General features: G+C 62.6%; 22 protein-coding genes. 11 read left to right on the forward strand and 11 right to left on the reverse strand.

Translation table 11 applies throughout. The annotated features are described in order from the left end of the window. Positions 1-32: 32 nt before the first annotated feature. On the reverse strand, positions 33-1139 hold the full coding sequence (locus GHT07_RS13540) for an FAD-dependent monooxygenase (protein ID WP_153585631.1): 1107 nt from the start codon (positions 1137-1139) through the stop codon (positions 33-35). Positions 1140-1200: 61 nt separating this feature from the next. Between GHT07_RS13540 and GHT07_RS13545 the strand changes: the two genes are divergently transcribed. Then, a complete protein-coding gene (locus tag GHT07_RS13545) occupies positions 1201-2052 on the forward strand; it encodes an MOSC domain-containing protein (protein WP_153585632.1) in 852 nt (283 codons plus the stop codon). Here GHT07_RS13545 and GHT07_RS13550 read toward each other — a convergent pair. Next, a complete protein-coding gene (locus GHT07_RS13550) occupies positions 2027-3943 on the reverse strand; it encodes a sensor domain-containing diguanylate cyclase (protein WP_194792936.1) in 1917 nt (638 codons plus the stop codon). The two genes, GHT07_RS13545 and GHT07_RS13550, sit on opposite strands and share 26 nt — an antisense overlap. 31 nt (positions 3944-3974) lie before the next feature. On the opposite strand from GHT07_RS13550, the gene ychF reads away from it, so the two are divergent. After that, positions 3975-5069: a redox-regulated ATPase YchF gene (gene ychF, locus GHT07_RS13555; RefSeq protein ID WP_153585634.1), complete on the forward strand. Its 1095-nt coding sequence runs from the start codon at positions 3975-3977 to the stop codon at positions 5067-5069. Here the strand turns inward: ychF and GHT07_RS13560 are convergent. Together GHT07_RS13560 and GHT07_RS13565 are read right to left on the reverse strand one after the other, a co-directional pair. Continuing rightward, positions 5066-5326, reverse strand: a complete 261-nt coding sequence (locus GHT07_RS13560) for a hypothetical protein (protein WP_153585635.1) — start codon at positions 5324-5326, stop codon at positions 5066-5068. The two genes, ychF and GHT07_RS13560, sit on opposite strands and share 4 nt — an antisense overlap. A 52-nt stretch (positions 5327-5378) precedes the next feature. Next, the gene (locus tag GHT07_RS13565; RefSeq protein ID WP_153585636.1) at positions 5379-5849 is read right to left on the reverse strand and encodes a YqaA family protein; all 471 of its coding nucleotides are present in this window, start codon (positions 5847-5849) and stop codon (positions 5379-5381) included. A 145-nt stretch (positions 5850-5994) separates the two neighbouring features. On the opposite strand from GHT07_RS13565, the gene dusB reads away from it, so the two are divergent. Genes dusB through purH form a run of 3 tightly spaced genes read left to right on the forward strand, consistent with a single transcriptional unit; the run spans position 5995 to position 8848 of the window. Further along, positions 5995-7041 (forward strand): tRNA dihydrouridine synthase DusB, encoded by a 1047-nt coding sequence (dusB, locus tag GHT07_RS13570; protein WP_153585637.1) that lies wholly within the window; start codon positions 5995-5997, stop codon positions 7039-7041. Continuing rightward, on the forward strand, positions 7038-7274 hold the full coding sequence (locus GHT07_RS13575) for a Fis family transcriptional regulator (protein WP_153585638.1): 237 nt from the start codon (positions 7038-7040) through the stop codon (positions 7272-7274). Before dusB ends, GHT07_RS13575 begins: the two co-directional genes overlap by 4 nt. Continuing rightward, positions 7271-8848 (forward strand): bifunctional phosphoribosylaminoimidazolecarboxamide formyltransferase/IMP cyclohydrolase, encoded by a 1578-nt coding sequence (purH, locus tag GHT07_RS13580; RefSeq protein ID WP_194792937.1) that lies wholly within the window; start codon positions 7271-7273, stop codon positions 8846-8848. Before GHT07_RS13575 ends, purH begins: the two co-directional genes overlap by 4 nt. Positions 8849-8903: 55 nt before the next feature. Here the strand turns inward: purH and GHT07_RS13585 are convergent, their stop codons facing one another. Then, positions 8904-9692, reverse strand: coding sequence for an NHL repeat-containing protein (locus tag GHT07_RS13585; protein WP_153585640.1), 789 nt, complete (start codon positions 9690-9692; stop codon positions 8904-8906). 77 nt (positions 9693-9769) lie between these two features. Here GHT07_RS13585 and GHT07_RS13590 point away from each other — a divergent pair, with 77 nt between their 5' ends. Further along, positions 9770-10060, forward strand: a complete 291-nt coding sequence (locus tag GHT07_RS13590) for a DUF6916 family protein (protein ID WP_153585641.1) — start codon at positions 9770-9772, stop codon at positions 10058-10060. Here GHT07_RS13590 and GHT07_RS13595 read toward each other — a convergent pair. The 4 genes from GHT07_RS13595 to GHT07_RS13610 are packed head-to-tail and all read right to left on the reverse strand — an operon-like array spanning position 10053 to position 12282. Then, positions 10053-10610, reverse strand: coding sequence for a GNAT family N-acetyltransferase (locus GHT07_RS13595; RefSeq protein ID WP_153585642.1), 558 nt, complete (start codon positions 10608-10610; stop codon positions 10053-10055). The two genes, GHT07_RS13590 and GHT07_RS13595, sit on opposite strands and share 8 nt — an antisense overlap. 3 nt (positions 10611-10613) lie before the next feature. After that, the gene (locus tag GHT07_RS13600) at positions 10614-11156 is read right to left on the reverse strand and encodes a phage tail protein (RefSeq protein ID WP_153585643.1); all 543 of its coding nucleotides are present in this window, start codon (positions 11154-11156) and stop codon (positions 10614-10616) included. A gap of 20 nt (positions 11157-11176) precedes the next feature. Then, on the reverse strand, positions 11177-11722 hold the full coding sequence (locus GHT07_RS13605; protein WP_153585644.1) for a phage tail protein: 546 nt from the start codon (positions 11720-11722) through the stop codon (positions 11177-11179). 38 nt (positions 11723-11760) lie between these two features. After that, the gene (locus GHT07_RS13610) at positions 11761-12282 is read right to left on the reverse strand and encodes a phage tail protein (RefSeq protein ID WP_153585645.1); all 522 of its coding nucleotides are present in this window, start codon (positions 12280-12282) and stop codon (positions 11761-11763) included. A 251-nt stretch (positions 12283-12533) separates the two neighbouring features. On the opposite strand from GHT07_RS13610, the gene GHT07_RS21635 reads away from it, so the two are divergent. After that, positions 12534-23009 (forward strand): cadherin domain-containing protein, encoded by a 10476-nt coding sequence (locus GHT07_RS21635; RefSeq protein WP_194792938.1) that lies wholly within the window; start codon positions 12534-12536, stop codon positions 23007-23009. A 65-nt stretch (positions 23010-23074) separates the two neighbouring features. Here the strand turns inward: GHT07_RS21635 and hemL are convergent, their stop codons facing one another. Next, positions 23075-24403: a glutamate-1-semialdehyde 2,1-aminomutase gene (hemL, locus tag GHT07_RS13620; RefSeq protein ID WP_153585647.1), complete on the reverse strand. Its 1329-nt coding sequence runs from the start codon at positions 24401-24403 to the stop codon at positions 23075-23077. Continuing rightward, on the reverse strand, positions 24387-25316 hold the full coding sequence (thiD, locus tag GHT07_RS13625; protein WP_153585648.1) for a bifunctional hydroxymethylpyrimidine kinase/phosphomethylpyrimidine kinase: 930 nt from the start codon (positions 25314-25316) through the stop codon (positions 24387-24389). The genes hemL and thiD overlap by 17 nt, the downstream gene beginning before the upstream one ends. 115 nt (positions 25317-25431) lie before the next feature. Between thiD and GHT07_RS13630 the strand changes: the two genes are divergently transcribed. The 4 genes from GHT07_RS13630 to GHT07_RS13645 all read left to right on the forward strand — a co-directional run bounded on the left by GHT07_RS13630 (position 25432) and on the right by GHT07_RS13645 (position 26976). Further along, positions 25432-25584 carry a rubredoxin gene (locus GHT07_RS13630; protein ID WP_153585729.1) on the forward strand — a complete coding sequence of 51 codons (153 nt, stop codon included), beginning with the start codon at positions 25432-25434 and terminating at the stop codon, positions 25582-25584. A gap of 73 nt (positions 25585-25657) precedes the next feature. Beyond that, positions 25658-26050: a response regulator gene (locus tag GHT07_RS13635; protein WP_323740933.1), complete on the forward strand. Its 393-nt coding sequence runs from the start codon at positions 25658-25660 to the stop codon at positions 26048-26050. A 1-nt stretch (position 26051) separates the two neighbouring features. Then, a complete protein-coding gene (locus GHT07_RS13640; RefSeq protein ID WP_153585649.1) occupies positions 26052-26417 on the forward strand; it encodes a response regulator transcription factor in 366 nt (121 codons plus the stop codon). A gap of 28 nt (positions 26418-26445) precedes the next feature. Next, a complete protein-coding gene (locus tag GHT07_RS13645) occupies positions 26446-26976 on the forward strand; it encodes a chemotaxis protein CheW (protein ID WP_153585650.1) in 531 nt (176 codons plus the stop codon). Positions 26977-26990 lie beyond the last annotated feature (14 nt).

Consider the following 26990-nt stretch of genomic DNA (forward strand, 5'->3'; position numbering starts at 1 on the left):
TTCCAGTTGTCACGTCAAACTCGTCTGCCTGCTCACGACTGCCCCATTGCCCGCCGGGCGACCCACCGCTTGAGTGGGCCGCTGCTGTCGAACGCAGTCATGCCCCAGTTGCGCAGTGTGGCCCACGGCTGCGACGGCTGCGCAAACAGCTGCGCGAGGCCATCCGTTGCCGCACCCATCGCCAGCACGTCGGCCTTGCGCGCGCGCTCGTAGCGGCGCAGCAGGGCCAGGCTGCCAATGCTGCGCCAGTCTTCGCGCTCGTGCAGCACACGGGCCAATTCCCGTGCGTCGGCCAGCCCGAGGTTGAGCCCCTGCCCGGCCAGCGGATGCACGTTGTGCGCTGCGTCCCCGGCCAGTGCCCAGCCTGTGCCGCACCACCTGTCTGCCGTGGCCAGCTGCAGCGGCCAGGCAGCGCGTGCAGAGGTGAGGCTCATTTTTCCGAGGGCGTTGTGGCTGGCCGCTGCGATCTGGCTTTCAAACTCTTCGGCGGGCGCTGCCTGCAATGCGTCAGCGTGCGTCGGACTGACAGACCACACCACGGCCACGGAGTTCCTTCCACCCGCTGGCCCGCCCAGCGGCAGGAAGGCCAGGATCTCGCCGTCGTCGAACCACTGCCGCGCGAGCTGGCTATGCGCCTGCTCGCAATCCAGCCGCGCGGCAATCGCGGTCTGGAGATAAGGGGTGACAGAGAACTGCACGCCGTACTGCTTGCGCGTGACGCTGGCGCGGCCCTCGCACACCACGGTGAGCGGCGCCTCGACAGGAGCGTCGACCCACTCGACCGTCGGCTGGTAGCGCAGCGCATCGCCCAGGCGCGCCTGCAGCCCCTGCACGTCGACGATCCATGCCATGGCGCTGGCGCCGTGCGCGACGGCATCGAAGGCGACCTCACCACCATCGTCGCCGTGGATGCGCATGCCCAGCACCGGCGTGGCGTGTTGCGCGTCGGGCCAGGCCCGCAGTGTTTCGAGCAATTCGCGGGATGCGGCGTTGAGTGCGTAGGCGCGCACATCGCTGTTGGCGTCGTGGGTGGGCGCGCTGTCGCGCACCAGCGCCACGTGCAGGCGGTCGCGCGCCAACAGCAGCGCGAGCGTGCGCCCGACAATGCCGGCGCCCCGGATACATACATCGAAGGCCATCGGGCCATTGTAGGCAGGCAGCGGCAGGCACAATCGTGGCTCAACCTTTTGAAGCCCCGCCATGAGTGACGTCACCACCCGGATCGCCCGCCTGTTCGTGTACCCGATCAAGTCCTGCGCGGGCGTGGAGGTCAACGAGGCCGTGCTCACGGAAACCGGCCTCGACCTCGACCGCGCCTGGATGGTGGTGGACAGCGAGGGCGAATTCGTGAGCCAGCGCGAGCTGCCGCGCATGGCGCTCGTGAAGGTGCAGATGAAGTTCAGCGAAGTGATCCTGCGCGCGCCCGGCATGCTGGCGCTGCACCTTCAGATCGACACGGTCGAGGCGCCTGCACGCGTGCGAATCTGGAACGACGAAGTCAGCGCATTCGACATGGGTGACACGGCGGCGCAGTGGTTCACGGATTTCCTGGGCCAGAAGCTGCGGCTGGTGCGCTTCGATCCCGACGAGCGGCGCTTGTCCAGCCTGAAGTGGACGGGTGGTGCGCCGGCGTTGAACCAGTTCAGCGATGGCTTTCCCATCCTCGTTGCCAGCGAGGGCTCGCTCGCCGAATTGAACCGGCGCTTGCAGGCATCAGGCCGCGATGCGGTGGGCATGGAGCGATTCCGGCCCAATATCGTGCTGGAGGGCCTGGAGGCGCATGACGAGGATCGCTTCGACCTGATCACGATCGCCGCCGATGGCGAGGTGGTGCTCAAAGCCGTGAAGCCGTGTGCCCGCTGCCCGATCCCGAATGTCGATCCTGCGACGGCAGTCTCGGCGCCGTTCGTCAGTGATGCACTTCAGGCGTACCGCAGCAACCCGGTGGTCGATGGGGCCGTGACGTTCGGCATGAACCTGATCATCGTGAACGGAATCGACCAGACGCTTCGCGTCGGCCAGGCGGTCAGTGCCGGGTGGCGGTTTGCTTAGCAGCGGCTTCGTCGCGCGGGCCCAGTTCCAGCACTTCAGTAGGCAGCAGGCTGTCGGCTTCTCCCGGCAGCGCTGAATCTGCCTCGAGCGGCGCCGGCTGCGTGACTTCAGGCTCCAGAAAGCGAATGGGCCTGCGGGTTCGCTCGGACATGCTTGCCAGCAATTCGTCGAGCGCATCGACGAGGTCCGGCGCGTCGCTCACGCGCTCTTCGAGCAGCACAGCGCCAATGTGAAATTGCAGCGTCACGTCTGGCTTGAGGCCGGCCAGCGGCATCAGGCCCGCTGCGATCAGGCGTGCGGCGCGGTCGGTCACGGCCACGCGCGAGCGCACGCCTTCAAGGATGAGGCCGAATCGCGCTTCCCCCACGCGGCTGACGGTATCCACATCGCGCAACAGGCGCCGCAGCTTGATCACACTGCGCAACAGGCTTTGCTCCGCCACGGCCGAGCCGTAATGCTCCTTGATGCGCTGGTAATTCACCAGGTCAATAAAGACAACGGCAGCACTTTCGCGGTCGCGCCTGAAGCGCGTGACGACCTGGCGCAACCGGTCATGAAAGAGGTGGGGCGCGAGCAGGCCCGTGAGCGCATCCTGCGTGGACAGCGCCAGCTCGCGGATCTGCGCGCCGTGCCGCTCGCGGGAGCGGATGTTGAGTGCGACGAGCAGCAGCGGAACTTCGATGGCCATCGCCACGGCAATGGCGTACTGCGTGGCAAACGACTGCGCCAGGTAGCCCAGCGGCCGCAGCATGGCCATTACCACGGCAATCGTGATGGGCACATAGGCGCAGAGCACCCACACACCCACAACATCGCCGCGACGCCACGCCGCCCATGCGACGCCCATTGCCGTGAGCGTCACGCTGATGGAATAGGCCGCCATCATCGCAAGGGCAACGCCCCGGGGCAGCACCGGGTAAGCAGCCGCCGCGACGATGCCGGCCAGCCCGAACCAGTACACGCCTTTGTCGATCAGCGGGTAGCGCGCGGAAATGCCTGTGAGGTTGCGAACAAAAAGCAGTGCGGATGCTGAGGCCAGCAACGCAAGAATGGGCTGGATCGCGTCGCCCAGTGCGCCAAAGCTGGGCCACAGCAAGTGACCTGCAACGCCTGTGTAGGCCGCGACGCACAGTGTCGTGAGAAATGCGTACAGCGCATACCATGCATAGACGGTGTCGCGATACGCCAGGCTTTGCGCCAGGCAAGCCGCGATCAGCAGGACCAGCGCACCGAACACCAGGCCCAGGCCCAGATATTCGATTTGCACATGCTGGTCGTAAGCAGTGGCCGACATCAGCTGCACCGGGAAATTCGCGGCGGTGTAGTGCTTGATGCGAACGTACACATCGCGCGGCTGGCCGGCGGGCAGGTCAAGGCGGAACGCCGGGTACCGCCCGGCCTCGGGCCAGGAGGCAACCGCCAGGGTGTCACCAGCAGAATGGCCGACCCACCGGTTGTTCACGTCCTGCTGGTACACGGTGACCGAGTCGATGGCCGGCATCGGTACGGTGAGCAGCCATCCCACACGGTCCGTGCGGCCGCGCTGCAGCCGGTAGTGAAGCCACAGTGCACAAGGCTCGCCCAGCGCGTAGATCAGGTCGGGGCGCGTGGGCTGGAAGGAAGCAACACCGGGCTGCATCACCTGCTCGAGTGTCGAGTTGCTGGTGGCATCGATCCAGCCACGGCCGAACTCCTGCGCGTCGAGCGGCGCTAGGGAATCATTGAGCTGGAGCGCAGCCGGTATTGACGCGGCAGCCGGCGGCGACACTGGCGCTGCCGCCGCTGTTGCGCAGCTGCCCGTGGCAAGCAGCAGGGCGGCGATCGACGACGCCAAGAGTTGCTTGGCGCGCAACAGCAGGCGCGCCGCGCGGGAGCATCCAGCGCTTGGCATACACTGACGGGTTCGATTTTCGGAAACGACCATGAGTTTGAAGTGCGGGATTGTCGGATTGCCCAACGTGGGTAAATCCACCTTGTTTAACGCGTTGACGAAGGCGGGCATCGCCGCGGAAAACTATCCCTTCTGCACCATCGAGCCCAACGTGGGCATCGTCGAACTGCCGGACCCGCGCCTCGACCAGCTCGCGGAGATCGTCAAACCAGAGCGCATCGTGCCAGCCATTGTTGAGTTTGTCGATATTGCCGGGCTGGTGGCGGGCGCGAGCAAGGGCGAGGGCCTGGGCAACCAGTTCCTGGCGCATATCCGCGAAACCGATGCGATCGTGAACGTGGTGCGTTGCTTCGATGACGCGAACGTGATCCACGTGAACAACAAGATCGACCCCATTGCCGATATTGAAGTGATCCAGACCGAGCTGTGCCTGGCCGACCTGGGCACGGTGGACAAGACGCTTCATCGCGCCGCGAAAAATGCGCGCTCGGGCAACGACAAGGAAGCAGAAAAGCTCGCGAAGCTGCTGCCGCGTGTGCAGGCGGGCCTGAATGAAGCCGTGCCGGTGCGCGCCATGAAGTTCACCGATGAAGAGCGTGAAATGCTCAAGCCGCTGTGCCTCATTACCGCCAAGCCCGCGATGTTTGTCGGCAACGTGGATGAAGCCGGCTTTGAGAACAACGCTCACCTTGACGCGCTGCGCGAATACGCGAAGAAGCAGGGCGCGCCCGTCGTGGCGATCTGCGCCAAGATCGAAGCCGAGATGGCTGACATGAGCGACGAGGACAAGAAGATGTTCCTCGCGGAAATCGGCCAGGACGAGCCGGGCTTGAACCGGCTGATCCGCTCTGCGTTCACGCTCCTTGGCTTGCAGACGTACTTCACGGCCGGCGTGAAGGAAGTGCGCGCATGGACCATCCACATCGGCGACACGGCTCCCCAGGCAGCAGGCGTGATCCACACCGACTTCGAGCGTGGCTTCATCCGCGCGCAGACGATCGCCTTCGACGACTTCATCGCCTTCAAAGGCGAGCAGGCCGCCAAGGACGCGGGCAAGATGCGCAGCGAAGGCAAGGAATACGTCGTCAAAGATGGCGACGTGCTGAACTTCCTGTTCAACGTCTAGGGCTGCGCCGTCTCGCTGGTTGCTGCGCCGGTGCCTGGCCCGGTGGTCTCGTCTGGCACAAGCCTCTTTCCTGCCAGCGCGCGTTCGCTGCCGAGCTGCTGCAGCAGACTCGGTGTCTGCTCGAGGGGTGTTCCCTCAGTCAATCTGGAAATGACACGGCCCCAGCCGGGCGTGACCTCGCACGACGCGAGCACGTCCTTCAAGGGCGTGTTGGCCGTGCTGCGTGCGCGGCGGGGTGGTTTCTTTTGATGGTGCATGGGTTGATCCTTCAACCCATACATCCGACGATTTCGCAAATCGTTTAGCCGATTACCCCGGGAAAGCTGACAACAAGATCGTGGTCATCGTCACGTACCTCAGGAACTTGCCGATCAGCATGTAAGCCGTGCATGGCCAAAAGGGCAGTTTGAGCCAGCCCGCCACGGCGCAGAGCGGATCGCCCACGAGTGGCAACCACGAGAGCAGGCATGCCTTGGGCCCCAGGCGCTCAAGCCATTCCAGCGCGCGCGTGTGATGCTTCGAATGAGAATATTTGTCGACGGCTTCGTGCGCGCCATAGCCGATCCACCAGTCGAGCATGCCGCCCAGGGTGTTGCCTGCCGTGGCCACCAGGATGGCTTGCCAGAAAATGTCGGGGTTCAGCCGAAGCAGCCCGTAGAGCACGGGCTCTGATCCCACCGGAAGCAACGTCGCCGAAATGAACGCGGCCACGAAGAGCGTTGTCAGGCCAAAGCGCGGCAACGCAAAGAGTGCAAGAACAGACGCGAGCCAAGCTTCCATGTGTTGCAGAGTTTACGGATACGCGGCCCGCCGGCCTGTAGGCGCACGCACCCAGTTTTTTATTTCAACTCGCGAAACGGTGCGGGCATACAATCGTGCCTCATTTTTCAGCAGCCGCAGTTGCCGTCGCCTCGCTCAACTCCCCATGAAGATCGGTCCACACACACTTGCGAACCCCGTGTTCGTGGCGCCGATGGCCGGCGTCACGGACCGTCCGTTTCGCCAGTTGTGCAGGCAGCTCGGCGCGGGCTATGCTGTGAGCGAGATGGTCACATCGCGCCGCGATTTGTGGAACACGCTCAAGACATCCCGGCGCGCCAACCACGACGGTGAGCCCGGCCCCATCGCTGTGCAAATCGCGGGCACCGACGCAGCGATGATGGCCGAGGCCGCGGCCTACAACGTGGATCGCGGCGCGCAGATCATCGACATCAATATGGGCTGCCCCGCCAAGAAGGTGTGCTCGAAGTGGGCCGGCTCCGCGCTGATGCAGGACGAGCCGCTCGCCATCGCCATCGCCCAGGCGGTGGTGCAGGCTTGCGAGCCGCATGGCGTGCCTGTCACGCTCAAGATGCGTACCGGTTGGGCGCAGACGCACAAGAACGCTGTGGCGCTGGCTCGTGCATTCGAGTCATGCGGCATCCAGATGCTCACGGTGCACGGCCGCACGCGCGAGCAGGGCTACGGGGGCTTTGCGGAATACGAAACAATTCGTGAAGTCAAGAATGCCGTGCGCATTCCGGTTGTCGCGAACGGCGACATCACCACCCCCGAGAAAGCACGCGAAGTGCTTGCCTACACACACGCTGATGCAGTGATGATCGGGCGTGCGGCGCAGGGCCGGCCATGGATTTTTCGCGAGATCGCGCACTTTCTCGACACAGGCACCCACCTGGCGCCGCCGCTCGTGGCCGAGGTACGCAAACTTTTGCTTGAGCACCTGCAGGATCACTACGCCCTGTATGGCGAATACACAGGCGTGCGCACTGCACGAAAACACATAGGCTGGTACGTGAACAGGCTGCCCGGAGGGGTGCAGTTTCGCGCGACAATGAACGGCATAGAGGAGAGCGGGGAACAGTTGCGCGCAGTTGCGACATTCTTCGAGGAGCTGCAGTTGCACACCGACCGCATGCCTGCCCACAAGGCGGAGCATCACATCGAAGAAGAAGCAGTGGAATTGAACGCATGAGCAAGAAGCACATAGAAGAATGCGTGCGCGCCAGCCTGGAGGGATATTTCAGGGACCTGCGCGGCACCGAGCCTGATGGCATGTATGAAATGCTGGTCAAGGCGGTTGAAAAACCGTTGCTCGAAGTGGTGATGTCAAAGGCTGACCAGAACCAGTCGCGCGCCGCCGAATGGCTGGGCCTGAACCGCAACACACTGCGTAAAAAACTGGTCGAACATCGGCTACTCAAATGAATATGAACGCATTGATTTCGGTGTCGGATAAAACCGGCATCGTCGAATTCGCCCGCGCCCTGCACGAACTGGGCATCAAACTGATTTCCACCGGCGGCACTGCCAAGCTGCTTGCCGATGCGAAGCTGCCGGTGACCGAAGTGGCGCAGGTGACCGAGTTCCCCGAGATGCTCGACGGCCGCGTCAAGACGCTGCACCCGAAGGTGCATGGCGGCTTGCTCGCACGGCGCGACATGCCTGAGCACATGAGCGCATTGAAGGCGCACGGCATCGACACGATCGACCTGCTCGTGGTCAACCTCTATCCGTTTGAAGCCACCGTGGCCAAGCCCGGTTGCACACTCGAAGATGCGATCGAAAATATCGACATCGGCGGGCCGGCGATGGTGCGGTCCGCAGCCAAGAACTGGAAGGACGTCGGTGTGCTCACCGACGCATCGCAGTACGACGCCGTGCTGGCCGAACTGAAGTCTGCTGGCAAGCTCTCGGACAAGACGCGCTTTGCATTGAGCGTTGCCGCGTTCAATCGCATCAGCAACTACGACGGCGCGATCAGCGACTATCTCTCAAGCCTGCAGGAAGACGGGTCGCGCTCGCAGTTCCCCGCGCAGGCGAACAGCCGCTTCGTGAAGCTGCAGGATCTGCGTTACGGCGAGAACTCGCACCAGCAGGCTGCGTGGTATCGCGATTTGCATCCGGCACCGGGCTCACTCGTCACGGCAAAACAGCTCCAAGGCAAAGAGCTCTCGTACAACAACATTGCTGATGCCGACGCGGCTTGGGAATGCGTCAAGAGTTTTGACGAATGCGCCTGCGTGATCGTCAAGCACGCGAACCCGTGTGGCGTGGCAGTCGGTGCCGATGCGCTCGAAGCCTACGCGAAGGCATTCAAGACCGATTCGACGTCTGCCTTCGGCGGCATCATCGCTTTCAACCGCGAAGTTGACCTGGCTGCCGCGCAGGCGGTGAGCAAGCAGTTCGTCGAGGTGCTGATGGCGCCTTCGTTCTCGCCTGAAGCCATCGAGCTGTTCAAGAGCAAAGTCAATGTGCGCGTGCTGCAGCTGGCGTTGCCGCCCGGTGGCAATACAGCGTGGGACAACGGCCGCAACGCCATCGACATCAAGCGAGTGGGCTCGGGCCTGCTGATGCAGACGGCCGACAACCACGAACTCGCGCTGGCCGACCTGAAGATCGTCACGAAAAAGCAGCCGACGCAGCAAGAGCTGCAAGACTTGCTCTTTGCATGGAAGGTGGCGAAGTACGTGAAGTCGAACGCGATCGTGTTCTGCAAAGGCGGAATGACGATTGGCGTGGGCGCGGGCCAGATGAGCCGCGTCGACTCCGCGCGCATTGCGAGCATCAAGGCGCACAACGCAGGGCTCGACATGAAGGGCACTGTTGTCGCGAGCGATGCGTTCTTCCCGTTCCGTGACGGGCTCGATGTGGTGATCGACGCAGGCGCGACCTGCGTGATTCAGCCCGGCGGCAGCATGCGTGATGACGAAGTGATTGCCGCTGCCGACGAGCGCGGCGTGGCGATGGTGTTCTCAGGTGTGCGGCACTTCCGCCACTGAACCGGCACTGAAGGCGGGCCGTTGAGGCCGGTTGTTCGGGCCGGCCTTCGCTCTATCAGGAAACGTAGAGCGAGCCGTTGCGATACGCCACACTGTAGGGGGCAGCCTTGAGTGCGATGGAGCCGATGCTTTCACCGGCGCTGCCCGCGACTTTCAATTCCGTGCCAGACACTTCGGCGATGTAAACGGCAGAGCCATCAGTGGCCACGTCGTAGGGCAGGAACAGGTCGTTGCGATACGTCGAAACGACGCCGCCATTGAAAGAGAGCTTCAGCACTTTGTGCAGGCCGGGATCGGCGACGATCACACCGTCTTCGACCACGGTGAGCCCACGAGGCGCGCTCAAAATGCCGGCGCCGAGAATGCGCGTGACCTGGCCCGACGGCGAAAAAGCAACGATGCGCCCATTGCGCGAATCGGATACAAAAATTTCAGTGGCGCCTGCGGCAATGCCACCCGGGTAGAGCAGCTGGCCCTCGCCAATGATTCCGACCGATTTGCCAAGGGCATCGAACACCTGCACGCGGTGATTGCCGACTTCCACCACATAGGCCAGGCCATTCAATACGGCAACGCCGCCCGGGAAATTGAGTTTGCCTGCCGCTGTGCCCAAGCCGCCAACGCGTTTTTGCGTGCCGGCTGGTGCGGTGATCACAAGGGCGTGATCCTTGCCGACGACCTGGAACTTGCTGCCGTCCTTCGCTGTTGCGAGCGGGCCGCCAGAAAGGGTCGAGACAGCAGGGAAGGAAGCGCCGCCCCCACCGCAACCGGCCAAAGTCAGGGCTCCTGTGGCAATAGCGCTTGTGCCATAGGAGAGGAATGTACGGCGGTCGATGGAGCTCATTGGGAGATTCTAAGGTTCCAGTTCGGCGTGTCTACAGGTTGAGTGGATAAACTGTGGCAAACATGCGGGAGTCAAACATGACAGTGGAGCTGAAACGGCAGGATTTCATGGCAGATGCAGTTGCGGGGCTCGCGTTCGAGTTGCCCGACGGCGGCAGGCTTGCCTTGGCTGTTGCTGAACTGCGGGACCTGCCGCCAATCTCATCGCGCAAAGAGCCTTTTGCCGTGGTGCTGCAAGGCCCAGCCAATCCGGCATATGCGCAGGGCATCGTGCCGCTGCTGCATCCTGTGCATGGGCGCTGTGACGTCTTTGCGGTGCCGATCGCGCGGGACGCGCAAAAGACACTGTACGAACTAATTTTTAACTAGCCTTGCCGTGCGGCATGCGTTGCATCAAAACGTAGTAGCCGTGTGTTTCAACGTCGAGGAAGCCGCAACGCTGGTAGAGGCGCTTGGCCGGGTTGTACGGCTCGACGTGGAGCGTCACTGGCAGGCCTTGCAGATCCGCGAAATCCAGCAGCGCACTCATCAGCGAAGTGCCGAGACCAGCGTTTCGATGCGCCGGTAAGAGCGATATTTCCATCAGGCGGATTTCGCTGTTTGTCTGCTCGACATAGATCCGGCCGGCCGGCTCACCAGCTTGTTCAAGAATCAGCCACAGGGCGTCCGGGTAGCCCGAGAGATAGTGCGTGTGCTGCTTGTTGAACTGGTCTTGCAGGAATGCCTGCTTGACTTCGGGTGGCCACGGCACGATCCGCATCTCATCTTCGCGCGTGGATGCGTACAGCGTCGAGAGAAAAGCCATGTCGGCGTCGACGCGGTGCCTGATGGTCCATCGCGCAGAAAGGTTCGCAGCGAGAGCGGCCACCATGCCCGCGCTGGCCGTGCCAGGTGTCACGGCATGGCTCGCTTGCTGCACGGGTCAGGACTGGGACGGGAAGATGCCCTGTAGCGCGATGATGTAGTTCAGCGTCAGGTACGGCATCATGTTTTCGTGCGGCTGGCTGCCCCCTATGTTCGTGACCGCAGTTGGCGACATGCTCACCAATGACGCGTACGGCCCATAGAGATTCAGCGCCGCACTCTGCCCACCCTGCTGCGCAACCTGTCCGCCAGCGAAGGTCTTGCCAGTCGGAACGCTGTTGGCGGCCGTTGCGGGCATGGTATCGCCTCGCCCGGACACCACGTGGTTGTGCGTGGGCATCTCTAGTGAGGTGATCGTGTGGGCGGTCTCGCCCGCCCTTTCGCCGAGGGTGAAGCCCGCGCCCATGTGAATCGGCACGCGCCCCTGCAGATTGGGCAGTCCGAAGGTAGTCTGGCCGTTGCCGCCATACGTCGTTCCGAGTAACGAGAACAGCGCCTGGTTTTGGTTGATAGCAAGTAGCTGGCCGTTGCAAAGCGCCCAGCCTTTTGGCGCAAAACCGAATGAGACGGCTCTGATTTCGCTCAAGAATGGTTCGGACATTTCTTATTCCTTCAGGAGTTTCAGGACCGCGGCGGAAAGACGCCTTGCATCGCGATGCAGAAATTCAGCGTGAGGTACGGCTGCATGTTGTTGTGCGGCTGGTCCCCGCCGGCGAGAGCCAGCATCTGTGCGTGCATCGGCTGATTCGGCGCGGCGCTCGAGTAAGCGCCGCCAACGCCTGAATTGCTGCCATCGTCCCAGCCAGGTCGGGCAGCCAGGTTGGCAGTTGGATCCTGCGAGAGCGCCAGTGCATCGTTGCCGGCCCTGACCGTGTGGTTGTGGATGGGCATTTCCGACTGCAACAGCGTGACGGTGGCAGAGCCGCCCGTCTCACCCAGGAACCGTTCCGACAGGCCAGGCCCCTGTCCGGATTGCATGGGAGCGTTGCCTTGCATGTTGGGCAGCCCAAAGGTGGATTTGCCGTCACCGCCGTAGTAGGTGCCCAGCAGCGAGAACAGTGCGGTGTTCTGCGAAATTGGCAACAGCTGCCCGTCGCAAAATGCCCAGCCCGTGGGCGCAAAGTTGAACGGGAAGATTCGAATCTCGGCTACGAAAGGATCAGCCATAGTGTGCTTTCTGTGTCGGGAGGATTCTTGGCGGCCGGTTACGAGCTCGTCGGAAAGATGCCGTACAGCGAGATGATGAAGTTGATCACGAGGTACGGCTGCGTGTTCTCGTGCGGCTGGTTACCACCGGCGTTCGATACGGCGGTCGCGCTCATGTTCACCGGCAAATCGGTGCTGTAGTAGAGCGTGTTCGTTACGGCGGAGCTGGGCCTCGCCAGGATGCTGCCGGACGGCAAAGACACCGAGGCAGCGGTGTTGTTCGCAACCATCTGGTGGGTATGCGAAGGAATCTGGTTGGTATTCAGCGTGACCTGTTCAGTCCCGCTTGCCTGGCCAATGACATAGGTGTTGATGTTGGTGCCCATGTGGATGGGCACGCGGCTGGCCAGGTTCGGCAGATTGAAGGTTTCCTGGCCGTCGCCGCCATAGGTCGTGCCGATCAGGTTGAAAAGTACTTCGTTTTCGGCGATCGACATCGTCTGCCCCTGGCAGAGCATCCACCCCAGCGGTGCGAAGTTGCCGCCGAACATGCGGATTTCGCCGACATATGGTTGTCCCATGTTGAAGCTCCCCCTCGGACAAGTTGTCTCAATGAAGAAAACATTATTGACAGGATTGCGACCGCTGCGCAATTACTGCGTGCCCTGCGCCGCAGAATTTCTTTGTGATTTTTTGATGGCAATTCATGCCTCCTCCGGCAAACCGACTAGACGGATTGCCACCTTGCGGAGTTAGTATTGCCCGACGTGTTTTTTGCGCGCGCGCGGCCCGTGCGTGCGCTCAAAATTTCAATGACATTCAGGGGTCTGACATGACAGCTACCGTATTGACTGCAGGCGACGTTGCCGTTGTGAGTTACAACACGGGCCAGACCGATGCGGTCGGAACCACGGCAGACAGCATCCAGATCGTCCTGCTCAAAGCCATCGGCTCCGGCACCACGATTTACCTGTCGGACCGGACGTGGAACGGATCGGCATTCACTGCCGGCGCAAGTGATGGCTCCACGTCCTACACGGCTGGCGCCGATCTTCCAGCCGGTACCGTCATCAATGTGCCGATAGGTCTCAGCTTCAACCCTGAAGAGGCCGGGGACGCGATCTACGTGTACCAAGGCACCACGGCAGACGCGCCCACCACCTTCCTCTTCGCCATCGAGATTGCCGACGGCAACACGACGTTTGCAGGATCGCTGTCGGGAACCGGCCTCGTCGCCGGCACGACGGCAGTCGGCATTGCGCTCGACAGCGCCACCTACAGCGGCCCGACCACTGAAGCAGCCGCCTTCGTTTTCAACGGCAAATCACTGCTGCAGAACATTGCGGATGCCAGCAACTGGGTCGGCGATGACCCCGACTCCGTGACCGTGAAGCCGCTTGACCAGCCAGATATCAGCGGCCCTTTTGGCGTGGCTTCTGACTTCAGCATGTGGGCCGCAGTGGCCAGCGGCGGCGGCGGCGTCGTCAGCTTCCAGGGTGACGCGAATGTGAGCAGCGGCAATGCCGGCTTCAACGTGGCGCAGCTTTATACGGCGCAGACAATTCCAGGCATCACTGGTACGTCACTGTTTCATCCGCAGGATCTCATCTTTGACAGCGTCCACGGCAAGTTCTTCCTCGTTGACAGCGACATCGGTGGCGGACACAACCGCATTTTGCAGGGCAACATCAGCGACCTGCTCGGCAATCCGTCCGCAGCACCCACGCTCACGACCTTGTATGAGGACACGGGCACGACGACGGCCGCGCGCCTGGACAACATCGAGGTCGATCCAAACAACGGCATCGTGTATTTCACGCACGGCCAGACGTTCCAGAAGATCGTCTACAACACGGCGAACCAGACGCCGGTGACGCTGGCAAGTTTTTCGACAGGCAATCCCAACGGATCGTCGAACAACTTCATCGACGACTTCGTTATCGACTTTGCAAACGGCAACGCCTACTTTTCCAGCCATCGCGTGACAGCTGCGGTGGACGGTGACATCGTCTCGCGCAACTACATCTACAAGATCAGCGGGCTCACGCCATCGTCGGTCGCAAATGCATTCAGTTTCGCAGGCGGCAACCTCACCAGCCTGCCTTTCAGCCCCGACGCCGACACGACTGGCTACAACAACGGCGTGACCTTCCCGAACAACGGCTTCCCGCAGCAGTTCGGCACGATCGAGGGCCTGGCGTTGAACGGCAGCACGCTCTACTTCGCTACGGCCAGCACGCTCTACGACGACAACGGCGACGGCGGCTTTCCTGGCGATGGCAATCCGGCCACCACGGATCCGCTGCTCAAGATGGGCGGCATCTATTCCTACGCGCTCACAGGCAACCCGACCGGCGTCTACACCAACATCTACCAACCCACGGACGACGGCGACACGAATTCGCAGACGATCCAGGTCGGCTTCGGTCCGCAGGGTCTGCTGGACGACCTGGAGATCGATCCCGTCACCGGCAAGCTCTATTTCATCGACTTCACCGGCGACCAGCTCGGCGCGAGCAATCCGCCCGGCGACGAAGGCATCTGGCGCATCGATACCGATGGCACGCCCGACCCTGTCTTTGTTCAGGGCATCAGCAACATCAACGGCCTGACGGCGGCAAGCCTTGAGTTCAATCGCGCGCCGACGGTCACTGCCCACGTCGAGGCCACACCGACGACGACGGAAGCGAACAACGCACCGAGTTCCGGTGCGACAACGTTGGTCCAGCCATTCGTGAGCGCCACGTTGACCGATGCTGAGTCGGCCAGCCTGACCGACCAGCTTGCAGGCGCGGTGATCCGCATCTCGGGCAACTTCCAGACCGGCTCGACCCATGCCGACTCGCTGACGCTCAATGGCGTGACGAGCGGCACGCTCGGCAGCGGCATTTCATTCAGCTACAACGCCGCGACAGGCGTGATGTCACTGTCGGGCGCCAACACGTTCGCCAATTACGCTGCTGCCGTGGCGCTGGTGCGCTTCAACACGAGCGGCGATGACGTCACTGCATTTGGCAGCGCCACCTCCCGCACCATCGCGTGGTCGGTGACCGACGGCTTGAATTTCAGCGACGAAATCGCGACCACAGTGACAGTCGTCGGCATCAACGATGCGCCGGTGAACACCCCCGGCAGTGCTGCGACCGTGTCTGAAGACAGCACGAGCCAGACGATCACGGGTATTTCAGTCTTTGATGTTGACTCCAACCCGGCGACGCAGAGCATCACCGTGACGCTCTCCGTTGCACACGGTGCGCTCACCATGTCCACGGTGGTGGCGGGCGGCGTCACCTCGGGCATGCTGACTGGCAATGGCACGGCCTCCGTGGTCATCACCGCGACACAAAACCAGATCAATGCGACGCTCAGCTCCGGCCTGACGTACACGCCAACAGGCAACTTCAACGGCCCCGACACGCTGACTATCGTCACCAATGACGGCGGCTTCAACGGCACCGATCCAGGACTCACCGGCACGGGCACCAGCGAGCAGGACAGTGACACCAAGACGATCAATGTCACCGCCGTGAATGACGCACCTGTTGTGACGGGTGGCACCACACAAGCTGCAGCAGCGATCTTTGAAGACCAGCCGAGCGCGCTTGGCGAGACCGTGAGCAGCCTGTTCGCATCGCACTTCGACGATTCGATCGACCAGGTGAGCGGCGGCTCGTCGGCCAATACGCTGGCCGGCATTGCCGTCACGGCGAACGGCTCGGGCGCGAATGGCGACTGGCAGTATTTCAACGGCACGGTGTGGACCAACATCGGCGCCGCTTCAACATCCTCGGCCGTCCTGATCAGCGCTGCCACGGCGATCCGTTTCAATCCCGCGTCGAATTTCAACGGAACCGCACCAACGCTGGACGCGCACCTGGTGGACAGCTCCGGCGCCGGCATCACCAACGGTGCGACGGTTGACCTCACGACCTCAGGTGGCACGACGCGCTACTCGTCTGGCACCGTGACGCTGAGTGAAACCGTCAACCCGGTGAACGACGCGCCCACTTCGACGAACCTGCAAGGTGACACGGCGACCTATATCGAAGGTGGCGCGGCCGTGAAGCTGGATACCAGCGGCAATGCGACGCTCGCAGACATCGACAGCGCCGATTTCAACGGCGGCACGCTGACGGTGTCCGTGACTGGCAATGCGGCGGCGAGCGAAGACCTGATCTCTGTGGATACCAGCGGCGCCGTCACGCTATCGGGTGGCAGCGTGCTCGTGAGCAGCGTTGCCGTCGGCACGTACACCGGCGGCACCGTGGGGGCGAACTTCGTCATCACGATGAATGCGAACGCAACGGCATCCACCATGCAGCAAGTGCTGCGCGCGCTGCAGTACACCGACACCAACACCGGCAATCCGTCCACCGCTGCACGCACGGTGACCATCGCCCTCAAGGACGGTGACGGCGTAGCCAATGGCGGCGCGGACACATTGACGGCGACGACGACCGTCAACGTGACCGCAGTGAACGACGCACCTGCCGGCACCGACAACGCCAAGACGATTCTCGAAGACAACACCTACACGTTCGCGAACGCCGATTTCGGCTTCTCCGATCCGACCGATGGTGGCGCGAATTCGCTGCAATCGGTCGTCTTCACCACGGTGCCGGCCAGTGGCTCGCTGATGTACGACGCCGACGGCCCTGGCGGCGCGGCGGCGGTGGCGCTGACCAGTGGCGCCGAAGTGCCGGCCAGCAACATTGCACTCGGACGCCTGATCTTCGTGCCCGTTGCCGATGCGAACGGAACGCCTTACACGAGCTTCACGTTCCAGGTTCGAGACAACGGTGGAACAGTCAACAGCGGTGTCGATCTGGATCAGTCGCCGAACACATTCACGCTGAATGTCTCGGCTGTGAACGACGCGCCGGTCGTCGATCTTGATGCATCTGGCGGCGGCACCGGCTTCACGTCAACTTTCACGGAAGGCGCCGGCGCCGCACAAGGTGCAGCCGTCTCGATCACCGACACAGATGTGTCACTCACCGATATCGATAGCGCCAATCTCGGCAGTGCGACGATCACGCTGACGAACCGCCAGAGCGGCGACGTGCTGTCGGTCAATGGCGCGCTGCCGGGCGGTATCACGACAACGGGCTACGACAGTGGTACAGGCGTTCTGACGCTGTCCGGCACCGCGACCAAGGCGCAGTACCAGACAGCACTCTCGCAAATCCAGTTCAGCAACACCAGCCAGAACCCGTCGGCCGTCGATCGCACGATTAGCATCACTGTGACGGACGATCTCGCCGCCACCAGCACGGCTGCGGTTGCCACCGTGCATGTCACGCCGGTCAACGATGCGCCGACGCTCGATCTGGATGCGAACAACTCGACGGCGAGCGGCGCCAATTACCAGAGCCTGTACATCCCCGGTGGCGGCGCGGCCTCCATCGTGGACACCGACAGTGCGGTTGGCGACGTGGACGACACGAACATCGAGTCCGCCACCATCACGCTGACCAATGCGAAGCCTTCCGACCTGATCGCTGCCAGCGCGGCGCTGCCGGGCGGCATCGTTGCATCGGCCTTCACCGTTGCGGCCGGCGTCGGAACGCTCACGCTCACGGGCTCCGCCACGCTGGCCCAGTACGAAAGCGCGCTCGAGCTGCTGCAGTTCAGCAATTCGCTGGGCGCCGGCGCGGATACGACCACGCGCACGATCAACATCACCGTCAACGACGGCAATGTCGACAGCAACACGGCTGTCTCGACGATCACGCTGAACCAGCCGCCGACTGTTCCGGTGGACACGAACGCCGCAGGCAATTCAGTGACCGAAGGTGCCACTGCTGGCACGACGGTGGGCGTGACTGCGTCTTCGACGGACCCGGAAGCGGGCGGCGCCATCGTGTACTCGCTCAGCGATAGCGCTGGCGGGCGGTTCCAGATCAATTCATCGACCGGCGTCGTCACCGTGTCAGCCGCGGGCGCGACCACGATCGACTACGAAAACGCGTCGAGCTACAGCATCACGGCCGTCGCGACCGACGTGCTCAATGGCAGCAGCTCGCAGACGTTCGTCATCAACGTGACGAACGTCGCGCCGACGAGCCCCACGGACAGCGATGCCGGGACCAACACGGTGAGTGAAGGCGCCGTGAACGGCGCCACCGTCGGCGTGACCGCGTCCGCGACGGACGTCAATGGCGGCGCGCCCATCTACAGCCTGGCGAACGACGCTGGCGGCCGCTTCACGATCAACAGCTCGACCGGCGTGGTCACGGTGGCCGATGCGAGCCTGCTGAATTTCGAAGCGGCGACCTCGCACAGCATCACCATCCACGCGCAGGACGCGGCTGGCTTGTCGTCCAGCGACACGATTGTGTCGATCGCTGTGACCAACGTGGCCGCGACAAGCGCCGTCGACAGTGACGGCGCCACGGGTGGCAGCGTCGCCGAAGGCGCTGCCAACGGCACTGCCGTCGGCATCACGGCCTCATCGACCGACGTCCATGGCGGCACCATCACCTATAGCCTGGCGAACAATGCAGGCGGGCGCTTTGCGATCAACAGTTCGACCGGCGTCGTGACAGTGGCGAACGCCGGTTTGCTGAACTATGAGGCGGCCACATCGCACGACATCATCGTGCACGCAGCAGACCCGAGCGGCGCTGCGTCGAGCGACACCACGTTCACCATCGCCGTCACGAACGTCGCGCCGTCGAGCCCGACTGACAGCAACGTCGGCACCAACACGGTCAGCGAAGGCGCAGTCAATGGCGCAACGGTCGGCGTGACTGGGGCGTCCAGCGATGTCAACGGCGGCACGATCACTTACAGCCTGGTGAACAACGCCGGCGGGCGCTTCGCCATCGACAGTGCCACAGGCGTGGTCACCGTTGCCGACGCATCCCTGCTCGACTTCGAGACTGCGACTTCGCACAACATCACGATCCATGCGCAGGACGCGAGCGGCGCTGCGTCATCGGACACGATCGTCGCGATTGCCGTGACGAACGTCGCGCCATCGAGCGCGACGGACAGCAACGCGGCAACCAACTCCGTTGTGGAGGGCGCCGCCAACGGCTTCGCGGTCGGCATCACCGCTGCGGCGACTGATGTGCACGGCGGCACGATCACCTACAGCCTGGCCGACAACGCCGGCGGGCGCTTTGCGATCGACAGCAGCACAGGTGTCGTTACCGTTGCCGATGGCACCAAGCTGAATTTCGAATCGGCGACGTCGCACAACATCACCGTGCATGCGGTGGATTCGAGCGGTGCGGCATCGACCGACACCGTCTTCAGCATTGCTGTGACGAACGTTGCGCCGAGCAGCGCGGTGGACAGCGACGGCGCCACGGGCGGCAGCATCAGCGAAGGCGCCAGCAATGGCGCTGCCGTGGGTGTGACTGCATCGTCCACCGACGTCAATGGCGGCACGATCACCTACAGCCTGGCGAACAACGCGGGTGGCCGCTTTGCGATCAACAGCTCGACGGGTGTGGTCACGGTGCTGGATGCGACCTTGCTCAACTACGAGACGGCGACGTCTCACGACATCGTCGTGCATGCGGTGGACCCGAGCGGTGGCTCGTCTGCCGACACGACTTTCACCATTCAGGTCACGAACGTTGCGCCGTCGAGCCCGACAGACTCTGACGCAGCCACCAACACGGTGAGCGAAGGTGCCGTCAACGGCGCTGCGGTCGGCGTCACGGCGGCGTCGAGCGATGTGCACGGCGGAATCATCACGTACAGCCTGGCCGACAATGCAGGCGGGCGCTTCGCGATCAACAGCGGCACGGGTGTCGTCACTGTCGCCGATGCCACACTGCTGAACTACGAGTCGGCGACGTCGCACAACATCACGGTGCACGCGGTCGATTCGAGCAACGCCTCGTCCACCGACACGATCATTGCCATCGCAGTAACGAACGTAGCGCCAAGCAGCGCCGTCGACAGCAATGTCGGCACCAACACGATCAGCGAAGGCGCTGCCAATGGCGATCTCGTCGGCGTGACGGCATCGTCGAGCGACGTGCACGGCGGCACGATCACCTACAGCCTGGCGAACAACGCCGGCGGGCGTTTCGCGATCGACAGCGCAACGGGTGTGGTGACGGTGGCGAATGCCGCGCTGCTGAACTACGAGTCGGCGACGTCGCACGACATCGTCGTTCACGCAGTGGACGCGAGTAATTCGTCGTCGGCTGACGCGACCTTCACCATCCAGGTGACGAACGTGGCGCCGACCAGTGCGGTGGATTCCAACGCGGGCACCAATACTGTCAGCGAGGGTGCCACCAACGGCGCGACCGTCGGCGTCACGGCGTCGGCGAGTGACGTCAATGGCGGAACGATCACCTACAGCCTGGCAGACGATGCAGGTGGCAGGTTCGCCATCAACAGCAGCACTGGCGTCGTCACGGTTGCCGATGCCACCAAGCTCGACTACGAGTCGGCAACCTCGCACAACATCACCGTGCATGCGGTGGACGCGAGCGGTGCATCGTCGAGCGACACGACCTTCACGGTGACTGTCACGAACGTTGCACCGACGACGCCTGCGGACGGCAATGCCACCGCGAATTCGATTTCCGAAGGTGCTGCCAACGGCGATGCAGTCGGCATCACGGCAACGTCGAGCGACGTGCATGGCGGCACGGTCACGTTCAGCCTGTTCGACAATGCGGGCGGCCGCTTCGCGATCAATTCGAGCACCGGCGTCGTCACAGTCGCGAATGCCTCGGCGCTCGACTATGAAACCGCCACCTCGCACACCATTACCGTGCGTGCGACCGACGGCACCGACACCACCGACCAGACTTTCACGATTGCCGTGACCGACGTGGCACCAGTCACGCCCACCGACAGTGACGCCGGCACGAACACAGTGTCGGAAGGCGCTGTCAATGGTGCAACCGTCGGCATCACCGGTGCGTCGAGCGATGTCAACGGCGGCACGGTGACGTATTCGCTGTCGAACAGCGCGGGCGGCCGCTTCACGATTGATGCCTCGACTGGCGTCGTCACAGTGGCCAACGCCAACTTGCTGGATTTTGAGTCAGCCACCTCGCACGACATCACTGTGCGCGCGGCTGATGCCAGCGGCGCCTACACCGAGCAGACCTTCACCATCGCGGTGACGAACGTTGTCCCGACCGTGCCGACAGACGGTAACGCCGCAACGAACACTGTGTCCGAGGCGGCAGCCAACGGTGCACTGGTGGGCGTCACGGGGTCGGCGACCGATGTGCACGGCGGCACCGTGACGTACAGCCTCTCAGACGACGCCAACGGTCGCTTCGCGATCAATGCGTCCACAGGTGTCGTGACTGTGGCCGACGCAAGCCAGCTCGATTTCGAAAGTGCAACCTCGCACAGCATCACGGTGCGCGCTTCGGATGGCACCGGTTACAGCGAACAGACGTTCACGATCGCAGTCGCCAATGCACCGCCGTCGGCAGCAGCCGACGTGGACGCCACGACGAATTTCATCGCCGAGAACGCAGCGAATGGCACTGCTGTGGGTATCACCGCGTCGTCGAGCGATCCGCACGGCGGCACGGTGACGTTCTCGCTGGCCGACAATGCAGGCGGCCGCTTTGCCATCGACGCTTCAACGGGCGTGGTCACGGTGGCCAACGGCACGCTGCTCGACTACGAAGTTGCGCATGCCTACAACATCACGGTTCGCGCGAGCGACGCATCGAGCGCGTTCAGCGACCAGACATTCACCATTGCGCTGGGTGACCTGAACGACGTCGCACCGACGATCACGACGGCGGCTGCTTACAACGTCTTCGAGAATTCAACGCTGGTTGCCGCGTTGGCCTCGACCGATCCTGACTCTGTGGGCACGAACCCCGCAACGTTCTCGATCGTGGGCGGCGCCGACCAGGCGCTGTTCTCCATCGTTGGTGGCAACCTGGTATTCACGGCAGCGCCCGACTATGAGTCGCCGGTCGACAACGGCTTCAACAATACTTATGTTGTCCAGGTGCAGGCGTTTGACGGCACGAACACGACAGTCAAGACGATCACCGCTACGGTGAAAGACGTGAACGACAAGCTGCCGATGATCCAGACGCCGTCGAATCAGTCGATCAACGAGGGCCAGACGGTCGTCGTTGCGCTGAAGGCGGTGGACCCGGATACGGTGGGGACCATTCCCGCGGTGTTCAGCATCAACGGTGGTGCGGACGCGGCGCGTTTCTCGGTCGTGAACGGCAACCTTGTCTTCAAGAGCGCGCCGGACCGCGAGAACCCGCTCGACAGCGACCACAACAATGTCTACCTGGTGCAGGTCAAGGCATTCGACGGCGTCAACTACACGCTCAAGATGCTGTCCGTGACGGTGAACGACATCAATGACACGGCGCCTGTCCTCACCGTCGCGTCGCCGATCAGCGTGAACGAAAACACGACGCTGGTTGCAACCCTGACCTCGACCGACGCCGACTCCGTGTCGAGCGGGCCGCCGAGCTATTCCATCACCGGCGGTGCCGACGCTGCATTCTTTGAAATCGTGGGCGGCCAGCTGAAGTTCAAGGTCGCGCAGGACTTCAACACGCCGCATGACGCAGGCGCCGACAACAGCTACCTCGTGCAGGTCACATCGAGCGATGGCATCCAGAGCAGTAACAAGATGCTCACGGTGAACGTGCTCGACCTGGGCCTGCACCTGGTTGGCGATGCAGGCCCGAACAACATGGTGGGCAGCACCTACGACGACACATTCGTCGGCAATGGCGGCAACGACAGGATGAATGGCCGTGCAGGCAACGACACGATCGACGGCAGTGCAGGCATTGATACAGCGATCTTTGCCGGCAACAAGGCCGCCTATAACGTTGTCGTGACAAGCCCTGGTCAAATGACAGTGACCGGCCCCGACGGCACTGACGGCCTGACCAGCGTCGAGCGCCTGCAGTTCACCAATGCCAATGTGGCATTCGACCTGGACGGCAACGCGGGCATGGTCGTCAAGCTGATCGGCGCGCTTTTTGGTGCGCCGACCTCGCACAATGCGACCGCCGTGGGTATCGGCATCGGTTATGCGGACGAAGGCATGACCGAGTTGCAGCTGGCAAACCTGGTCGTGGCCTCAGACGCGTTTGCGCAGCAGGCGGGCTCACACAGCAACACCGACTTCGTCAATTACGTCTATCACAACCTGTATGGCGTGGCACCGACTGCGTCGGTCAGGGCGGAGCTGGTTGGGCTGCTCGACTCCCACACCTTGACGCAAGGTGCGATGGCCGTGCTTGCCGCGCACCAGGATGTGAACGCGGTGAACGTTGACATCGTCGGCCTGACTGCACACGGCATTGACTACATCCCGTATTGAACGGGCCGTGGCAAGGACCTGAATTGCTCCCTCCCCTTACGAGGGGAGGGCAGCGGGGCCCCAAATCAGAGCGCTTCGAACACCTCGCGCGCCGCCGCGACGGTTTGCGCGATGTCATCGGTCGAGTGTGCCGCGCTCACAAACCCGGCTTCGTACAACGCGGGCGCGATGTACACACCGCGATCGAGCAAGCCGTGAAACAGGCGATTGAAGCGAGGGCCATCGCTGGTCATCACAGTCGCGTAGTTTTGCGGCAGCTGTGGCAACAGGAAGAAGCCGAACATACCGCCCTCGCTGTCGGCGCTGAAAGGCACCCCGCAAGCGTTTGCCGCGGCTTTGAGGCCATCGACGAGTTCGCGTGTGTGCGATGCAAGCGTGTCAAAGAAGCCGGGCCTGGAGATTTCCTGGAGCGTTGCCAGGCCGCATGCCGTGGCGACCGGATTGCCGCTCAAGGTGCCAGCCTGGTACACCGGGCCAAGCGGCGCCAGCATTTCCATCACTGAGCGCCGGCCGCCAAATGCCGCAAGCGGCATTCCGCCGCCGATCACTTTGCCAAGCACGCTGATGTCGGGCGCAAAGCCGGGAATGTGTTTCGCGTAGATCGACTGCGCGCCGCCCAGCGCAACGCGAAAGCCCGTCATCACTTCGTCGAAGACCAGCAGCGCGCCATGTTGCGTGCAGAGCTCGCGGCAGCGCTTCATGAAGGGAACGCTGGCACGCACAAAGTTCATGTTGCCCGCGATCGGCTCGATCATGACGCATGCGAGTTCCGCGCCGTGAAGCGCGAACGCTTCTTCGAGCTGTGTGAGGTTGTTGTATTCGAGCACGAGCGTGTGCTGCACGACTTCGGGTGGCACGCCTGCGCTCGTCGGATTGCCGAATGTTGCAAGGCCGGAGCCGGCCTTCACGAGCAGTGCATCGGCGTGGCCGTGATAGCAGCCTTCGAACTTGATGAACTTGCTGCGCCCTGTTGCGCCGCGTGCGAGGCGAATCGCGCTCATCGCGGCTTCAGTGCCGGAACTCACCAGACGGACCATCTCGATGGAGGGCACGAGATCGATGATCGCCTGCGCCAGGTCAATCTCGCGCTCGGTGGGCGCGCCGTAGGAAAACCCTTCGGTGACAGCGCGCTGCACGGCATCGACCACTGCCGGGTGGCCATGACCCAGAATCATTGGGCCCCAGGATCCGATGTAGTCGATGTACCGCTTGGCATTGGCGTCCCAGAAGTGCGCGCCCTGCGCGCGCTGCACGAATCGCGGTGTGCCACCCACAGCGCGAAATGCACGCACCGGCGAGTTCACACCGCCGGGGATGATCGTCTTCGCGCGATCGAAGAGTTGCTGGTTGAGATCGACGGTGCTCGCGCCGATGTTGTCAGTGTTTGGTGTCATGGGCTGGCATATCAAAAACCTGCAGGGCCTGCGCTTCCTCTTGGGTCAGTGGCGTGGTCTCACCCTCGGGCTGGGCCCAGAAGAGGCGGTCTGGCACAACGTTCCCCATGCCGGGGCGAAAACCCGCATCGAGGCAGCGATCGAGGTACGACAACGCTTCGGTCGTGGCGGCAACCAGGTCGCTGCCGCTGGCAATCAGCGCGGCAAGTGCGGCTGACAGCGTGTCGCCCGCGCCCGAGAAGACGGCTTCGAAGCGCTCGAATTTTTCGCTGCCGAGGATGGCCTCCGGCGTGGCGAGCACGTTGTCGATGAACTGGTCGGGCAGTGGGATGCCGGTGATGAGTGTGTAAGGCACGCCGAGCTCGGCAGCGGCCTTCGCGATGTCGCGCGGCCCGGGGCTGCGATCTGCGCTCCAGTCGGGCAACAGCCACCGCCACAAAGTGCTGTGGTTTCCCACCAACACGGTTGTTTGCGGAAGCATCAGCTCGCGAAACGCATCCTGGTACAAGTCGATCTGTGCCTCCTGCCACCACGACAGATTCGGCATGTATGCGACGAGCGGGACGTCCGCGTAGTCGGCTGCGATCTCCGCAATCGTGCTCACCGCTTCGGGCGAGCCCACGAAGCCAACCTTGAACACTTGCGCCTGGACATCCTCTAGGATGGCGCGCGCCTGTTCTGCGATGGCTTCTTCGTCGAAGGAAAAATGGTCGAAGACTTCGGCCGTGTCGCGCGCATAGGCGCCGGTCACAACAGGCAGTGCGTGTGCACCGACCGATGCGATGGCAGACACGTCTGAGGCAAGCCCGCCCGCACCGCTTGGGTCGCTTGCGTTGAAGACAAGCACGCAGGCCGGAGTGCCTTCATCATCGTCTTCAGCGCTGAGGCTCTCGTCTAGGGTGGGGTTTGTCATAGCCCGGAATTTTCAAGCTGTCGGCACGCTTAGCGGTGAGCCAGCAGAGGGCCTAGATACAATCGTTGCATTCTATTCGAAGGCCCTTTAAGCTGTGACTGATAGCAAAACATGGATGTGTCTGATTTGCGGGTGGATCTACGACGAGGAGGCCGGGGCCCCCGATCATGGCATCGCGCCGGGTACTCCTTGGTCCGCGGTTCCAATGAACTGGACTTGCCCGGAGTGTGGAGCCCGCAAAGAAGATTTTGAAATGGTTCAGATTTAACGCGGGTAGCGACTGTTACATCTTCGGATGAAAGACGCCCCTTTAAGCAGTAACCAATGAGGAGCAGCGTCACGTGAGCACGACTGGGTTCAAGGTGCTGGTGATCGACGACAGCAATACCATCCGGCGCAGTGCTGAGATATTTCTGAAGCAGGGCGGCCATGATGTGCTTTTGGCCGAAGACGGTTTTGATGCGTTGGCCAAGGTCAACGACTATCAACCGAATCTGATCTTCTGCGACATCCTCATGCCCCGCCTCGACGGGTATCAGACGTGCGCGATCATCAAGCGCAACGCCAAATTCGCATCAGTGCCGGTTGTCATGCTGTCTTCGAAAGACGGCGTTTTCGACAAGGCCAGGGGACGGATGGTCGGCTCGCAGGACTACCTGACGAAACCGTTCACCAAGGACCAGCTGTTGCAGACAGTGCAGCAGTTCGGTGCCGCAAAAGAAGGAGTGTTGTGAGATGGCTATCCATAAAGTACTTGTCGTTGACGATTCCAAGACTGAATTGATGTTCATGACGGACCTGCTGCAAAAGAACGGCTTCGCCGTGAAGACGGCAGAAAACGCTGAAGACGCGTTTCGTCGCCTTGGAGAAGAAAAGCCCGACCTGATCCTGATGGATGTCGTCATGCCTGGCCAGAATGGTTTCCAGCTCACGCGCGCCATCACGCGAGACCCTCTCTACGCAGACGTGCCGATCATCATGTGCACGAGCAAGAACCAGGAGACCGATCGTGTGTGGGGCATGCGCCAGGGCGCACGTGACTACATCACGAAGCCGGTCGACGCCGACGAACTCATGGCCAAGATCAAGGCCCTGAGCTGAAGCGCCGTTCCAGACCTTCATAGAAGCAATGGCCAACCGCGAAGCACTCCGAGAATTACAGAACCGGCTGGCGAGCCGACTGCAGGCCGCCAAGACCGAAGGCGTGCAGGCATCGTGGCTCGCTGTTGAAGCCGCGGGCAGGAAATTCCTCTTTCCGCTGGCTCAGTCTGGCGAAATCTTTCCCTTTGCGCCGCCGCAGACCGTTCCGTACACCCGCGAATGGTTTCTGGGCGTTGCCAACCTTCGCGGTGGCCTCTACGGCATCGTGGACCTCTCCAGTTTTGTGGCGGGCACATCGCCCGCGATGCGCTCGGACGCGGTGCGGGCTGAATCCCGGCTGGTCGCGCTGAATGCGCTGCTCGAAGTCAATTGCGCATTGCTGATCGACCGCCTGGCCGGTCTTCGCAATCTGGAGGCTTTCTCGTCGTCTGCGCAGCCGCCGGCAGGCTCGCCCGAGTTTTTCGGCACTGCGTATACCGATAAAAACGGAGCGCACTGGCAGGAAATCAATCTCCAGGTGCTTTCACAAACGCCGCAGTTCCTGAGCATCAGCGCTTAAAGATAAGCATTCCC

It is taken from the genome of Caenimonas koreensis DSM 17982, from assembly GCF_009646335.1.
GTDB lineage: Bacteria > Pseudomonadota > Gammaproteobacteria > Burkholderiales > Burkholderiaceae_C > Ramlibacter > Ramlibacter koreensis.

What these genes read in the sequence shown, in the direction of transcription:
- GHT07_RS13590 (WP_153585641.1), top strand. Translation starts at nt 9,770, where the DNA reads ATGACAGTGGAGCTGAAACGGCAGGATTTCATGGCAGATGCAGTTGCG.
- GHT07_RS13600 (WP_153585643.1), bottom strand. Translation starts at nt 11,156, where the DNA reads ATGTCCGAACCATTCTTGAGCGAAATCAGAGCCGTCTCATTCGGTTTT.
- GHT07_RS21635 (WP_194792938.1), top strand. Translation starts at nt 12,534, where the DNA reads ATGACAGCTACCGTATTGACTGCAGGCGACGTTGCCGTTGTGAGTTAC.
- ychF (WP_153585634.1), top strand. Translation starts at nt 3,975, where the DNA reads ATGAGTTTGAAGTGCGGGATTGTCGGATTGCCCAACGTGGGTAAATCC.
- GHT07_RS13540 (WP_153585631.1), bottom strand. Translation starts at nt 1,139, where the DNA reads ATGGCCTTCGATGTATGTATCCGGGGCGCCGGCATTGTCGGGCGCACG.
- purH (WP_194792937.1), top strand. Translation starts at nt 7,271, where the DNA reads ATGAATATGAACGCATTGATTTCGGTGTCGGATAAAACCGGCATCGTC.
- GHT07_RS13585 (WP_153585640.1), bottom strand. Translation starts at nt 9,692, where the DNA reads ATGAGCTCCATCGACCGCCGTACATTCCTCTCCTATGGCACAAGCGCT.
- GHT07_RS13630 (WP_153585729.1), top strand. Translation starts at nt 25,432, where the DNA reads ATGTGTCTGATTTGCGGGTGGATCTACGACGAGGAGGCCGGGGCCCCC.
- GHT07_RS13610 (WP_153585645.1), bottom strand. Translation starts at nt 12,282, where the DNA reads ATGGGACAACCATATGTCGGCGAAATCCGCATGTTCGGCGGCAACTTC.
- GHT07_RS13550 (WP_194792936.1), bottom strand. Translation starts at nt 3,943, where the DNA reads ATGCCAAGCGCTGGATGCTCCCGCGCGGCGCGCCTGCTGTTGCGCGCC.
- hemL (WP_153585647.1), bottom strand. Translation starts at nt 24,403, where the DNA reads ATGACACCAAACACTGACAACATCGGCGCGAGCACCGTCGATCTCAAC.
- GHT07_RS13640 (WP_153585649.1), top strand. Translation starts at nt 26,052, where the DNA reads ATGGCTATCCATAAAGTACTTGTCGTTGACGATTCCAAGACTGAATTG.
- GHT07_RS13545 (WP_153585632.1), top strand. Translation starts at nt 1,201, where the DNA reads ATGAGTGACGTCACCACCCGGATCGCCCGCCTGTTCGTGTACCCGATC.
- GHT07_RS13605 (WP_153585644.1), bottom strand. Translation starts at nt 11,722, where the DNA reads ATGGCTGATCCTTTCGTAGCCGAGATTCGAATCTTCCCGTTCAACTTT.
- GHT07_RS13565 (WP_153585636.1), bottom strand. Translation starts at nt 5,849, where the DNA reads ATGGAAGCTTGGCTCGCGTCTGTTCTTGCACTCTTTGCGTTGCCGCGC.
- GHT07_RS13645 (WP_153585650.1), top strand. Translation starts at nt 26,446, where the DNA reads ATGGCCAACCGCGAAGCACTCCGAGAATTACAGAACCGGCTGGCGAGC.
- thiD (WP_153585648.1), bottom strand. Translation starts at nt 25,316, where the DNA reads ATGACAAACCCCACCCTAGACGAGAGCCTCAGCGCTGAAGACGATGAT.
- dusB (WP_153585637.1), top strand. Translation starts at nt 5,995, where the DNA reads ATGAAGATCGGTCCACACACACTTGCGAACCCCGTGTTCGTGGCGCCG.
- GHT07_RS13560 (WP_153585635.1), bottom strand. Translation starts at nt 5,326, where the DNA reads ATGCACCATCAAAAGAAACCACCCCGCCGCGCACGCAGCACGGCCAAC.
- GHT07_RS13575 (WP_153585638.1), top strand. Translation starts at nt 7,038, where the DNA reads ATGAGCAAGAAGCACATAGAAGAATGCGTGCGCGCCAGCCTGGAGGGA.